We start from the raw sequence: 13693 nt of genomic DNA on the forward strand, positions 1-13693 counted from the left end.
AGGTAAGAGATAAGAAGAAGAGGGAACTTCATCAATGATGGCACCATGTTACCCCCTGACTATGCCGTGACTATGTATAAATGTGACAAAACGTAACAGCCCATGGGATAGATCATCAAACTCGCCACTGACGGGGACGCTGAGACGTTTCTGCCCTAAACTGATGCACCGATATCACTCATGGTCCCGGTCTGCCCATGTCCAAACTGCCTCATCCCCTCGCCAGGTATCGCCGTCTGCAATGGCTGGTGCTGGTCTTGGTGACACTCCTGCTGGCGCTCTCGCTGCAACACACCTTCACCCAGATCACCGACCTGAATCGACGCGACACCATCCACACGGCGGCCCGGTTGGGATCCCAGTTCCAGCAGATGGAGACCTTTCTTGAAGCCATGCGTGGTCAAGCCGAGGAACGCCTGCGCAGCCATTCCCAGTCCCCCCTGACCCACCAGCTCTACCGGGCTCTGCAGGTCACGCCTGCGCTCGGGATCACGCTGGACAAGGTGCCTGCCGATCTGCCTGCCGGCCTCACTGGCAATCTGACCGGTCAGGGCCCGCTGCCGGCCCCAGGCAGCGAGCGAGAAGACAGATTTCATCTGGCGCTCAGCCTCTCTCCCCTGCTCTCGACCACCAGCAAGATACTGGGCAAGGAGGCAGCCTGGATCTATTTCACCGGGGTAGATCATTTTATCTACCTCTATCCCTGGGTGCCCTCGAGCCAGTTTCGTTTCGATCCAGCCATCTATCAGAAGTCCTTCTGGCAAGACGCCCTGGCACAGCAATCCCACACCCGGAACGCCACCCTGTCACGCCCCTATCAGGATCTCGCCGGACAGGGGCAAATGATCACCCTGTCCCAACCCATTACAAAGGCACAGACCCTGGTCGGGGTGATCAGCATCGACATCCTGCTCGGTCGCCTCGAGCAGCATCTGCGTCAACCCGCCCCCCAGGCGGGTACCCTGTTTCTGGTCAACCAGCACAGGCAGATCCTGGCTCGCAGCCAGCCGGGCACGGCGCCGCCCCTGACCCCTGACGAGGCGCAGGATGGCTATCACTGGCAACAGGGAGCCTTCCAGCTCACCCATGCCATTCCCGGCACCCCGCTGACCCTGATCCACCGTATTCCTCTATTGCCCTTGCTGCAGACACTGATCTGGCAGTCCGCCACGGCGCTGCTCACCCTGCTCTGCCTGGTGGTGGCCGCCATCTCCAGCCTCAGAGCCCGGTTGCTGAACCGGCAGCTGAACTACCTGTCCCGTCACGATGCCCTCACCGGCGCCTTCAATCGCCACCATTTCAACGCCTTCGAGCAACGGCACGCCCTGGCTGGCACCACCCATATCGGCGCCATCATGTTCGACTGCGATCACTTCAAGCTGGTCAACGATCGCTTCGGTCACGGGGTGGGCGATCAGGTACTGATCCAGCTGGTGCGGATATGCCGACCCTTGCTGGGGAGAGGCAGCATCCTGGTCCGCTGGGGCGGCGAGGAGTTTCTGCTGCTGGTCGCAGACAGGGATCTCCCCCTGGCTCAGCTTGCCGAACAATTGCGGCTACGCATTGCGGAACACGACTGGGCCGAGATAGCCCCCGAGCTGAGGGTGACCGTCAGCCTGGGCCATTGCCGCCAGGGCCCCGGCGTTCGTCTGCAGGAGGTCATCCGCCGTGCCGATCTCGCCCTCTATCGGGCCAAGGCCAATGGCCGCAACCGCAGCGAAGGCTGGCAGGGTGACGCACAGGAGAAGCAGGAGTAAGCTGGAACCCCAACTCACAACAGGAGACGCACAGTGGCACGAAAACCCCGCCTTGGCCTGGCCCTTGGCAGCGGCGCCGCCCGCGGATGGGCGCACATCGGCATCATACGGGCGCTGGAGCGCCTCGGAGTCAAACCGGATCTGGTGGCCGGCTGCTCCATCGGCAGTTTCGTCGGTGCCGCCTATGCCGCCGGCGAGCTGGACAAGCTGGAGTCCTGGGTGCGCGGCTTCAGCCGCTTGCAGGTGATGGGGTTGCTCGATCCCGCCCTCTCCGGCGGCCTGTTCCGCGGTGACAAGGTGTTTGGCATCGCCGCCAGCCACCTGGGGGATCCCGCCATCGAGAGCCTGCCGCTGCCCTTCGCCTGCGTCGCCACCGAGCTCGATACCGGCCGCGAGATCTGGCTGCAAGAGGGGCCACTGCGCCAGTGCGTGCGCGCCTCCTGCGGCATGCCCGGCATTCTGACCCCGACCCGGGTTGATGATCGCTGGCTGGTGGATGGCGCCGTGGTCAACCCTGTGCCCATCTCCCTGGCCCGGGCCATGGGGGCCGAGGTGGTGATCGCCGTCAACCTCAACACCGACCTGCATCAGCCCTGGACCGACGAGCCGGACGAGCCCGCCCCGGGAGGGATCTTCAGCCAGTGGCTGGGCCGGGGAGAACCCAGCACTCCCGGCATGTGGGGGGTGATGACGGGCTCCATCAACATCATGCAGGAGCGGATCACCCGCGCCCGCATGGCCGGGGATCCCCCCGAGATCCAGCTCTGTCCGCGCCTTGGCAGCCTCTCCATCATGGACTTCCACCGTGCCAGCGATGCCATCAACGAGGGGGAGGCTTGCGTCGAGCGCAACCTGGACCAGCTCAAGGAGGAGCTCTCCCGACTCGGCCTGATATGAGGGCACCATCGGGACACCCCAATGAAAAAGAGCGCCATCAGGCGCTCTTTTTCTGTCCGGACCGTGAGGTCAGAACAGCCCCAGCCCCTTGAGCATGACGATCAGGATGAGCGGCGGCGACACGTAGCGGATGATGAAGAACAGCGGCTTGAGGATGGCCAGCTCCAGCTCGCCCCCATTGGTCAGCGCCGCCTTCATCCGCTCGAAGCCCCAGACCCAGCCCACGAACAGGCAGAGGAAGATGCCGCCAAGGGGCATCAGCACATTGGAAGAGACGAAGTCGAACAGATCGAAGAAGGTCTTGCCGGCTATCTGCACGTCCGCCAGCGTGCTGTTGGAGAGCGCACAGGTCGATCCGACCGCCCCCAGCACCAGCAGGTTGATCAGGGTCGCCCTTCTTCGGCTCATGTGGAAACGCTCGGAGAGCACCGAGACCGGCACTTCCAGAATGGAGAGCATGGCCCCCGTGGCCGCGATGGCGGAGAGCACGAAGAAGAGCACCATGAAGAGGTGGCCGAACGGTATGCTGGCAAACACCGCCGGAATGGTGATGAACAGCAGGGAGGGGCCGGCGGTCGGCTCGAAGCCGAAGGCAAACACCGCCGGGAAGATGGCGATCCCCGCCAGCATGGAGACGAACAGATCGGCGCACATCACCCGGACCGTGGTGAGCGGTATGTGCTGATCGTCCCGAAAGTAGCTGCCATAGGTCATCATGCAGCCCATGCCGATGGAGAGCTTGAAGAAGGCCAGCCCCATGGCAGTCAACACCACGCCGGCGGTGACCTTGGAAAAATCGGGGGAGAACAGGAAATTCAGCCCCTCGCTCGCCCCGGGCAGGGTCAGACTGCGAATGCCGATCACCAGCAGCAGGATGAAGAGCACCGGCATCAGCCGCTTGGTGACGGCCTCTATCCCCTTCGACACCCCCATCAGCAATATGCCTCCCATCAGCGCCAGCACCAGCCACTGCCACAGCAGGCTCTGCAAGGGATCCGTGATGAGCGAATTGAAGGCCGCCCCCGTGACGGCGGGATCGGTCGAGAGGATCTCGCCGCTGGCCGCCTTGAAGATGTAGGCAAACACCCAGGCCGCCACTTCGGAGTAAAACGACATGATGAGGAAGGCCGCGCTCACCCCCATGGCCGCGATCAGCCACCAGGGTTGTCCCTTGGGCGCCAGCTTGATGAGCCCGCTCACCGCATCGGATTTCGCCTGACGCCCCAGCATGATCTCCGAGATCATCACCGGCAGCCCCACCAGCAGGGTGGCGATGACATAGACCAGCAGAAAACCGGCGCCCCCATTTTCCCCGGTCAGATAGGGAAACTTCCAGATGTTGCCAAGGCCGACCGCCGAGCCCAGGGTCGCGGCAAGCACGCCGAAGGTGCTGGTAAAGCCATCTCTGGCTTTGGGAAGGGTATTGCTCATGCGTGTCTCGCTTTGTGGATCAGGGGCCTGAAATTAAAGGGTCGGAATTTTCCGGGGATTAATCCAGCTTGCCAAGGTGATTTAGTTGAAATCGCCACATGAAGCACACAACGCACTCTGTATTTAAATAAATGCCTGTTTTGACAAATAAAAAATGCCGCCTCGCGGGCGGCATTTTTATCAAGGCTCAGGCAATCAAGCCTTGGCAATATCGTCCGGACCGATCTGACCGATTTCGGCGACTTTCTTGTCGGCCAGCAGCCAGAGGGTGAACTTGTGCAGTTCCGGGTGATGAGCCAGGGCGACCAGGAAGGCGCCTCCAACTTCACGGTAACCCAGTTCATAGTTCTTCAGGGTAGTCGGGGGGACGCCCAGCAGATCGGCAAACTTGGGACGGCTCAGGCCAACCGCTTCGCGGATCTGACGGATCTTCTTGCCAACAGTTACGATATTTGAATTCATGTGTTCCATACTCCGTTCGGCGGATTCACTCCACCTTTATTTTTCGCGACGACTCGTAGTCAAGTGTATCAGTTTTGAACGGACTCGTTATGGTCGAGCCTCTATCTTTAATAAGCGTCTTTCGACGACAACCCTAACAAACCTCGGGGATGGTAATCGCAGAGTCGCCTCAGGTAAACAGTCTCGAAGAGAAACCTTTATTGTTGCCACGGCCATAACTCGTATAATTCGCCGGTTATCCCTTAGAGAGTATTCAGCATGGCATTTCCCGGCATCATCTCCCGACTTCACCCGGATTCAGACCCCGATTCCCTCCCCCGCCAGCTCCGTCAGAGTCAGCAAACCCGGGCCGAGGCTCTCTGGCTGCCCGCCGCCATGCAGAGCGAGGCCGCATCCGTACTGGCTTCCCTTCCGGACAAGTGCAGCCTCTATCTCGAGCAGGCCGCCCCCCTGCCCCTGCGCAGCCACGACGGCGTCCTGCAGCCAGATGGCAGCCTGCTGCTCGGCAATGGTAACCGCATGACACTGGCGACGGAAAAAGGGGATGGTGGGCTGGTGCCCGAGCAGGGCCTGCAGGAGATGGCCCAGTGGCTTGAAGCCGGCCATCAACATTTCATCTGTTCAGCCGCGATTCAGCCGGTGGCCAGGGCCATCCTCAATATCTGGCCCCTGGACCCCTATCTCGCCCGCCATTTTTTACTCGGCTTCACACCCTTGCTGTGCGAAGCAACCGAGGCCGACTATCTCGCGGTGTTTGCGGCCAGGGACGCTATCGCCACCCCGCAGCACGCTTGGGTTGAGGCCTATATGAAGCTTGAGCGAAAGCTGCATCGCGCCTACTTGGATCACTAATAAATCCAGATAAACAGCCAGTTATCCATACGACACAATCTGCCCCACAGATTATCTGTGAGCTTGATCATGTTTTGAAATGAGCATAAAGTGCGCCACGTCATCGGAATGACATCGGCTGTTCGTGGCGAAGTATGCGCTCTCGATAGTGCAACTCGCCCACCTGTGCACCCAGATAACGTGCCTCCTGGATGGATCTAGGATCCCTGCTCGGCGCAACCCTTGTTGCCCGGCAGAGCCAGCAGCTTACATAAATTACAAAGTGCGAAGCACGTGAACAACGTGCCATCTCAACGAGGATTAATTTTATGATGAAAATGGCTCCTTCCCTGATCGCCATCGCCATGGCTGCCATGGGTGCAACTGCTGCACACGCCGCTGATGATATCTACTTCGGTGCCGGTGTCGGTGCAACTCACTTCAACGGTCTGAACAAGATCGAAGGCGTGAACACTGGTGAAGAAGACGCGGCTGCTGCCAATGCCTTCGTTGGTTACAACTTCAACGAGTACTTCGGTTCCGAACTGGGCTACCAGTACACCGGCCGTGGCAACACCGATGGCAACCGTTACGAGAGCCAGGGTGCCACCCTGTCCGGTATCGCTCGTCTGCCGCTGGGCAACGACTTCTCCCTGTTCGGTGAAGCTGGCGCCTACTGGGGCCACACCGACGGTATGGGCACCAGCGATACCAAGGTATCCCCGCTGGCCGGTGCCGGTGTGACCTACAAGGTCAACGACGCGCTGGATCTGCAAGCTCGTTACCGCTACATGTGGGACGTGGCTGACCTGCACGCCGACAACGTACGCTACAAGTCCAACCAGAGCGTTGCGACCCTGGAAGCCGTTTACCACCCGTTCCGTACTTCCTACGTAGCGCCGGCTCCGGCTCCTGTTGTTGAAGAAGCGCCGGCTCCTGCTCCGCAGATCGTTGAAAAGAACTTCGCCCTGAACTCCGACGTGCTGTTTGCCTTTGGCAAAGACAGCCTGAAGGCCGAAGGCGTGGAAGCCCTGAACGCTCTGTACCAGCAGATCGTCGAGTTCCAGCCGAAAGACGGCAACGCCGTTGTTGTTGGCTACACCGACCGTATCGGTTCCGACGCTTACAACCAGAAGCTGTCTGAAGCCCGTGCCCGCACCGTTGCCAACTTCCTGGTCAGCAAGGGTATGGCTGCCAGCAAGGTTGCCATCGAAGGTCGTGGCGAAGCCAACCCGGTTACCGGCACCAAGTGCAACGGCGTAACCGCCAAGGCTCAGCTGATCTCCTGCCTGGCCCCGGACCGTCGCGTAGAAGTACGCGTATCCGGCGTACAGGAAGTTCAGCAGTAATCTGACTCCGCTCAGATAACGCGAAAAGGGGATGCCACGGCATCCCCTTTTGCATGTCTGTCGCCTCAAACGTCACCCTCTGTCTCATCACACTCTCCCCGCCCCCTCTCTGATCAGGCCGCGCCCCGTCGTGCCAGCGCTGCATATCTGACCAGAAACTTGATCAAGCCGATTCAAAAGAATACAGTAGCAACGCTTGTAAGACATTGGATGAACTATTAAAAGTCCCCATTGCCCGGTTAGTTGTCCATGGAGAAACAGCTTCATGAGAATCCAGGTTACCATCCATTTTTTATTCAAGCCGTCCGTGACGAGATCACGGAATCGCAACATGACAACATGAAGTGTCATCTGCGATCGGTATAACAAAGAGTGCGCAGTACGCCCATAGCACGGCAACTCAACGAGGATAAAATGATGAAAATGAAAGTGGCTCCAACCCTGATTGCTCTGGCTATTGCAGCCATGGGAACTTCCACCGCCCAGGCGGCTGATGACTGGTACACGGGTATGGGTGCAGGTTGGGCTTATGGCCATGACCTGGACTCCTTCGGTCTGGATGCTGACAAGGACGCCACCGCGATCTCCCTGTTCGGCGGTTACAACTTCAACGATTACTACGCGGCCGAGCTCGGTTACCTCTACGCAGGCAAGGGTGGCGTCGATGGCGTCGACTTCAAGACCCAAGGTGCGACCCTGTCCGCCCTTGGCCGTCTGCCGCTGGGTGACATCTTCTCCGTGTTCGCCGAAGGCGGTGCCTACTTCAACCATGTCAACGGCAATGGCGAGAGCGACAACGGCACCTCGCCCCTGGCCGGCCTGGGTCTGACCGCCAAGGTCTCCGATCTGCTCGATCTGCAGGCCCGCTACCGCTACATCTGGGATCTGGGTGACGAGCAGAAGACCTGGAAGACCGACATGAGCGTCGCCACCGTGGAACTGGTGATGCACCCGAACCGCAAGGCCTATGTAGCCCCAGTGGCCGCACCGGCTCCCGAGCCGGTTCCCGAGCCCGTCATGGTCGACAAGAACTTCTCCCTGAGCTCTGACGTGCTGTTTGCCTTCGGCAAATCCACCCTGAAGCCGGAAGGGACTGCCGCCCTCAACACCCTGTATCAGCAGATCGTTGACGTTCAGCCGAAAGATGGCAGCGCCGTGGTAGTCGGTTACACCGACCGTATCGGTTCCGACGCCTACAACCAGAAGCTGTCCGAAGCCCGTGCCCGCACCGTGGCCGACTTCCTGGTCGGCAAGGGTCTGCCGGCAGGCAAGGTCGCCATCGAAGGCCGTGGCGAAGCGAACCCGGTCACCGGCACCCAGTGTGACGGCGTCAAGGGCAAGAACCAGCTGATCGCCTGCCTGGCACCGGATCGCCGCGTCGAAGTGCGCGTCACCGGCGTGCAGGAAGTCCAGCAGTAAGCGGTCAATCCGCACCTGAAAAAAAGGGGCCGTACGGCCCCTTTTTTTGTTGTCCTCCACGCCTGCCCAAGGCGCCACACTTGCCTGCTTCCTCACAAATTTTCCATATAGATGCGCCACTTAAGTGGTTAAACCTCTTATATCGCCTATACATAATGGTGGCTATACATAACAAAGGGCTGGGAGCCCTATAACACCCAACATCGACGAGGATACGCGATGAACATAAGACTGAAACCCGTGTGGATTGCATTGGCATTGGCGACGAGTGCCGCCCAGGCGGCGCCTATGCACGACTGGTATATAGGGGCAGGGGGAGGCTGGGCCATCGCCCACGACATCAATGATTTCAGCCAGGGGGTCGACAAGGACGCCACCGCCATCGATGCCTTTGTCGGTTACAACTTCACCGAAAACCTGGGCGCCGAGCTCGGCTATCTGTCGACCGGTGACTGGGACATCGCCGGCAACGACTTCAACAGCCAGGGTGCCACCCTGTCGGTGATAGGCAGACTGCCCCTTGGCGACATCTTCTCGGTGTTCGCCGAAGGTGGCGGCTATCTCTACCACGTCGACTCCGTCAACGGCGGCGATGACAACCTGGCCCCGCTGGCGGGTCTGGGGCTGACCGCCAGGCTCACCGACTGGGTCGACATCCAGGCGCGCTACCGCTACCTGGTGCGGGTCGGGGACGATCCTGACAACGACAAGCTGGGCAGCGGCACCCAGCGCTGGGTCAGCGACATCAGCACCGCCACCCTGGAGCTGGTGCTGCACCCCAACCGCACCGTGGCCGCAGTGCCGGTGGCCGCCCCCCTGGTGGTGACCCCGCCGCCGCCTCCCGAGCCGGTGGATCAGACCTTCAACCTGAGCTCTGACGTGCTGTTTGCCTTCGGCAAGGCCGAGCTCAAGCCGGAAGGCATGGCCGCCCTGGACGATCTCTACCAGCAGATAGTCGACGTCAAGCCCAAGGATGGCAACGCCCTGGTGATGGGCTATACCGACCGCATCGGCTCGGATGCCAACAATCAGGCCCTATCGGAGGCCCGCGCCAGCACGGTCGCCAACTTCCTCATCGGCAAGGGGCTGCCCGCCGACAAGGTGAGCATCCAGGGCAATGGCGAGAGCAATCCGGTCACCGGTACCCAGTGCGATGACGTCAAGGCGAGAGCCGCCCTCATCGACTGCCTGGCCCCGGATCGCCGGGTCGAGATCCGGGTGACCGGCGTGCAGGCCGCCGCACCAGCGGCCACCGAGCCCGCGGCCGAACCTGCTGCCGAGCAACCGGCACAATAACCCCTCATCCGCCTCTGCCGTGCACAAAAAAAGGGATGCTTGCGCATCCCTTCTGCTTTTGCGGCCTCTTCGATCAGAACGAAGTGCGACGATAGCGGCGGTATTCCGGCCGCCAGAAGTTCGCCTCGATGGCCTGATCTATCACATCATCAGGGGTCTGTACCGCCTTGCCCTGCAGCATGGCGGTCTTGGCCACCATCTTGGCGATGTAGCGGGAGACCCGATGGATATCCGCCAGATCCGGCAGCAAGGAGCCCTCCTCTCCCTTTACCAGCGGCGAGCACTCCGCCAGCGCCCGGCTGGCGGACATCAGCATGGCGTCGGTCACCCGGGTGGCGCCCGAGGCGATGACGCCAAGGCCTATCCCCGGGAAGATGAAGGAGTTGTTGCACTGGGCGATGACGTAGCGCTTGCCCTTGTACTCCACCGGCGCGAACGGGCTGCCGGTGGCCACCAGCACCTGGCCGTCGGTCCAGCGGATGAGATCCGCCGGCGTCGCCTCCACCCGGGAGGTGGGGTTGGAGAGCGGGAAGATGATGGGGCGGGAGCAATGCTTGTGCATGGTCTTGACCACCTCTTCGGTGAACAGGCCAGGCTGGCCGGAGACCCCGATCAGGATGTCCGGACGACCGTGCTCCATCACCTCCAGCAGGGAGATGTTGTCCCCCACCGGCCACTCCTTGATCCGCTCCAGCGGCTGGGAGAGCTTGCGCTGGAAGTCGAGCTGGTTGGGGATCTTGTCGGTGATGAGGCCGAAACGGTCCACCATGAAGACCCGGCCGCGGGCCTCCGCATCATTTAGCCCTTCGGCCTTCATCTGCGCCACTATCTGCTCGGCGATGCCGCAGCCGGCGCTGCCCGCACCGAGGAAGGCGACCCGCTTCTCGGAGAGCTTGGCCCCCGAGGCCTTGCAGGCGGCGATCAGGCTGCCGAGCGTCACGGCGGCGGTGCCCTGGATGTCGTCGTTGAAGCAGCAGAGCTCGTCCTTGTAGCGGTTGAGCAGCGGGGTGGCATTGCCCTGGGCGAAGTCCTCGAACTGCAGCAGGATCTCGGGCCAGCGGCGCTTGACCGCCTGGATGAAGGCATCGACGAACTCGTCGTACTCCTCGCCCGAGATGCGCGGATGGCGCCAGCCCATGTAGAAGGGATCGTTGAGCAGTTGCTGGTTGTTGGTGCCCACGTCCAGCACCACCGGCAGGCAGTAGGCGGGGGAGATGCCGCCGCAGGCGGTGTAGAGGGAGAGCTTGCCGATGGGGATGCCCATGCCGCCTATGCCCTGATCCCCGAGGCCCAGGATCCGCTCGCCGTCGGTGACCACTATCACCTTGACGTTCTGCTTGGTGGCGTTTTGCAGCATGTCATCGATCCTGTCCTTGTCCGGATAGGAGATGAAGAGGCCGCGGGCACGGCGGTAGATGTTGGAGAACTCCTCGCACGCCTTGCCCACGGTCGGGGTGTAGATGACCGGCAGCATCTCGGTCAGGTGGTTGTTCAGCAGGCGATAGAACAGGGTTTCGTTGGTGTCCTGGATGTTGCGCAGATAGATGTGCTTGTCCATGTCGTTGCCAAACGCCATGAACTGGCGATAGGCGCGTTCCGCCTGCTCTTCGATGGTTTCGATGTTCTGGGGCAGCAGGCCTTCCAGATTGAAGCTGCTGCGCTCCTCGCTGGTGAAGGCACTGCCCTTGTTGAGCAGCGGGGTTTCCAGCAGGGCCGGGCCGGCGTAGGGAATGTAGAGGGGACGTTTCTGATTATTATCTTCAAACATGGATCTGTACCTTGACTGTGTGGCCCGCCGATCCTATGGGCTTGGGCCAACAATTTCAAAGGGTTTGCACCTCAGTGACAACAGGTTTGCGACCCAGGCGACGAAAGGCGCCGGGGGTCTGACCAGTGAGGCGGCGAAAACGGTTCGCAAAGTTGGCGCCGTCGCTGTAACCGACCCGGCTGGCCAGCTCAGCCAGCGGCCAGTTGGTATAGAGCAGCAGCTGGCGCGCCTTGTTCATCCGAAGCTGAGTCAGCCAGGCCATGGGCCCCATGCCGAACACCTGCCGGCAGAGCCGATGCAGATGGGGCACAGAGCAGGCCATCTGGCTAGCGAGCAGGGTTACGCTCCAGGGTTCATCGAGGCGCGCCTCCACCTGGCGAAACAGCGCCTGCAGCCTGAGCTCGGGGGTGCCGCGCACCTCCCCCTGCAGGGTCCTGTCCAGCAGGGCCAGCAACAGGCTGAGCAGCTGGGGCTGCAAGGGCGATCGCACCCCCTCCCCCTGCATCAGGCTGAGCAGATGGTAGAGCTGATCCCCCTCCTCCCCCTGCCAGATCCGGTGGCCTAGCCGATGCAGGTGCTGCCAGCGCGGCACGTCATCCAGCAGGATCCAGCTTGTCTGCCAGCCCTCGCCAATGAGCCTGAGCCCCCCCGGCACGGCCGCCGGCAGGAAGATGAGCGAGCCCGCGGGGATGGGCTGCTCCCCCTGATCCGTCAGCAGGGCCCCGCCCTCGTCGTGGCTCACCATCAGGATGTGGAACTCGGGTCTGTTGCGACGAATAAGGTAATGATCCCGCAAGCGGGAGAGGCCGGTCAGGAAGATGCCTGCCTCCCCCAGCAGGGGCAAGCCTTCGCGCCCCAGCATCCGCTCCTCGCAGCCGGGAGCTATCTCAAGACACTCGCTGACAAATGCCATAACGCCTCAACATGATAGTTTTGAACAAGAAAGCCGAGAGGTGCTCACAGTGAAGCCTCCCGCCACTACCCCTATCATACCCATGACAAACCTTGCTTTTCACATACCCGGTTAACATAAATGAATTATTGGCAAGCGATTTTAAAACAAACCACCGATCGTGAGTTCATGACCCGACTGTGGCGGCTGGCCCTGCCGGTGTCGCTGCAATCCATGATGTTCTCCCTGCTCGGTCTCATCGACATCATGATGGTGAGCCAGCTTGGCACCACGGCTGTGGCGGCGGTCGGCTTGGGTAACCGGGTCTTCTTCTTCAACCTGCTGGTGATAGCGGGGCTCTCTGGCGGGGTCTCGGTGTTGGCGGCGCAATACTATGGCCGGGGCGAGCTGGCCGGGGTGCGCCGCTCCCTGGCCCTGGCCCTGGTGGGCGCCCTGCTGGTGAGCCTGCCGTTTGCCCTCGTCTATGTGCTCTCGCCGGGCAGCGTGCTCGGCTTTGCCAGCCAGGATCCCGCGCTGCGTCTGCTGGCCGACGAGTTTTTGATGATCACAGGCGCTACCATCCTCTGCACCGCCATAGTCGTGCCCCTGGAGGCGGCCCTGCGCTCGGTGGGCAACGCGGCGGCGCCGACCAGGATCGGCATCATTGCCATCATCGCCAACGTCATCCTCAACTACGCCCTCATCTTCGGCAACTTCGGCTTCGAGGCCATGGGGGTCGCGGGCTCGGCCTGGGGCACCACCATTTCACGACTGCTGCAGACGGCGCTGCTGCTCATCTATGTGCTGCGTCAGGAGCCGCGCCTGGTGCCGCGCAGACAGGACTGGTGGGACGCCTTTGGGCGCAAGGAGGTGGTGCGCTTCACCCTGATCGCCCTGCCGCTCCTGTTCCATGACGGGCTCTGGGCCTTCGGCATGCTGCTCTACGGCTTCCTCTACGCTCACCTCGGCACCGACTCCCTGGCCATCATGACCACCCTCGGCACCCTGGAGAGCATCCTTATATCCCTCTTCTTCGGGCTGGCGGTGGCCTGCTCCACCCTGCTCGGTCACCGGCTCGGTGCCGAGGAGTACGAGGCCGCCTGGCAGCACTCCCAGCTGTTCCTGCTGCTCGCCCCCATAGGCGCCCTGCTGGTGGGGATAGCCGTCTGGCTGCTGCAGACCAACCTGCTGCAGTGGGTCGGCAACCTGCCGGGGGAGCTGATGGGGGAAGCGGGCCAGGTGCTTGCCATCATGTGCCTCGGCATGTTGCTCAAGGTGTTCAACATGGTGGGCATAGTCGGGGTGCTGCGCTCGGGGGGGGACGTGAACTACAGCATCTTCATCGACATAGTCGCCATGTGGTGCATAGGCCTGCCGCTGGCCTGGGTCGCGGTCAGTCTGCTCGGCTGGCCCCTCTCCTGGGTGGTGGCCGTGGTGCTGCTGGAGGAGCTGTGCAAGGTGCTGCTGGTGCAGCGCAGGATCCGCCAACGTCACTGGCTCAAGAATCTGGTGATGGGGTGACGGCAACCCGCAGCCGGGTAAAAAGCGGGGTCATATCAATGACAGAAAATCCCCCCTTGCAGTATGCTAG

At 61.6% G+C, this 13693-nt stretch carries 11 protein-coding genes; 7 read left to right on the forward strand and 4 right to left on the reverse strand.

All coding sequences use genetic code 11. The features are described from left to right. The first annotated feature begins 197 nt into the window (after window positions 1-197). A complete protein-coding gene (locus tag HB860_RS13685) occupies window positions 198-1757 on the forward strand; it encodes a sensor domain-containing diguanylate cyclase (RefSeq protein WP_247627012.1) in 1560 nt (519 codons plus the stop codon). Between the two features lie 33 nt (window positions 1758-1790). Beyond that, window positions 1791-2654 carry a patatin-like phospholipase family protein gene (locus HB860_RS13690; protein WP_139438218.1) on the forward strand — a complete coding sequence of 288 codons (864 nt, stop codon included), beginning with the start codon at window positions 1791-1793 and terminating at the stop codon, window positions 2652-2654. 69 nt (window positions 2655-2723) lie between these two features. On the opposite strand, the gene HB860_RS13695 is transcribed toward HB860_RS13690, so the two are convergent. Both HB860_RS13695 and HB860_RS13700 read right to left on the reverse strand, forming a co-directional pair. Further along, the gene (locus tag HB860_RS13695) at window positions 2724-4085 is read right to left on the reverse strand and encodes a sodium-dependent transporter (protein WP_139438216.1); all 1362 of its coding nucleotides are present in this window, start codon (window positions 4083-4085) and stop codon (window positions 2724-2726) included. Between the two features lie 195 nt (window positions 4086-4280). Beyond that, the gene (locus HB860_RS13700) at window positions 4281-4547 is read right to left on the reverse strand and encodes a helix-turn-helix domain-containing protein (protein ID WP_005298604.1); all 267 of its coding nucleotides are present in this window, start codon (window positions 4545-4547) and stop codon (window positions 4281-4283) included. Between the two features lie 258 nt (window positions 4548-4805). Here HB860_RS13700 and HB860_RS13705 point away from each other — a divergent pair, with 258 nt between their 5' ends. The 4 genes from HB860_RS13705 to HB860_RS13720 all read left to right on the forward strand — a co-directional run bounded on the left by HB860_RS13705 (window position 4806) and on the right by HB860_RS13720 (window position 9442). After that, the gene (locus HB860_RS13705; protein WP_247627013.1) at window positions 4806-5399 is read left to right on the forward strand and encodes a hypothetical protein; all 594 of its coding nucleotides are present in this window, start codon (window positions 4806-4808) and stop codon (window positions 5397-5399) included. Window positions 5400-5707: 308 nt separating this feature from the next. Continuing rightward, window positions 5708-6727, forward strand: a complete 1020-nt coding sequence (gene ompA / locus HB860_RS13710; protein WP_041206213.1) for a porin OmpA — start codon at window positions 5708-5710, stop codon at window positions 6725-6727. 417 nt (window positions 6728-7144) lie between these two features. After that, the gene (gene ompA, locus HB860_RS13715; RefSeq protein WP_139438212.1) at window positions 7145-8146 is read left to right on the forward strand and encodes a porin OmpA; all 1002 of its coding nucleotides are present in this window, start codon (window positions 7145-7147) and stop codon (window positions 8144-8146) included. 219 nt (window positions 8147-8365) lie between these two features. Continuing rightward, window positions 8366-9442, forward strand: a complete 1077-nt coding sequence (locus tag HB860_RS13720; RefSeq protein WP_247627014.1) for an OmpA family protein — start codon at window positions 8366-8368, stop codon at window positions 9440-9442. 73 nt (window positions 9443-9515) lie between these two features. On the opposite strand, the gene HB860_RS13725 is transcribed toward HB860_RS13720, so the two are convergent. Beyond that, entirely contained in the window at window positions 9516-11210 is a 1695-nt protein-coding gene (locus tag HB860_RS13725; RefSeq protein ID WP_247627015.1) for an NAD-dependent malic enzyme, read from the reverse strand. A gap of 55 nt (window positions 11211-11265) precedes the next feature. After that, window positions 11266-12123: a helix-turn-helix transcriptional regulator gene (locus HB860_RS13730; protein WP_247627016.1), complete on the reverse strand. Its 858-nt coding sequence runs from the start codon at window positions 12121-12123 to the stop codon at window positions 11266-11268. A 120-nt stretch (window positions 12124-12243) separates the two neighbouring features. Between HB860_RS13730 and HB860_RS13735 the strand changes: the two genes are divergently transcribed. Beyond that, window positions 12244-13623 (forward strand): MATE family efflux transporter, encoded by a 1380-nt coding sequence (locus HB860_RS13735; RefSeq protein WP_247627017.1) that lies wholly within the window; start codon window positions 12244-12246, stop codon window positions 13621-13623. Window positions 13624-13693 lie beyond the last annotated feature (70 nt).

This window comes from Aeromonas genomosp. paramedia (genome assembly GCF_023093515.1).
GTDB lineage: Bacteria > Pseudomonadota > Gammaproteobacteria > Enterobacterales > Aeromonadaceae > Aeromonas.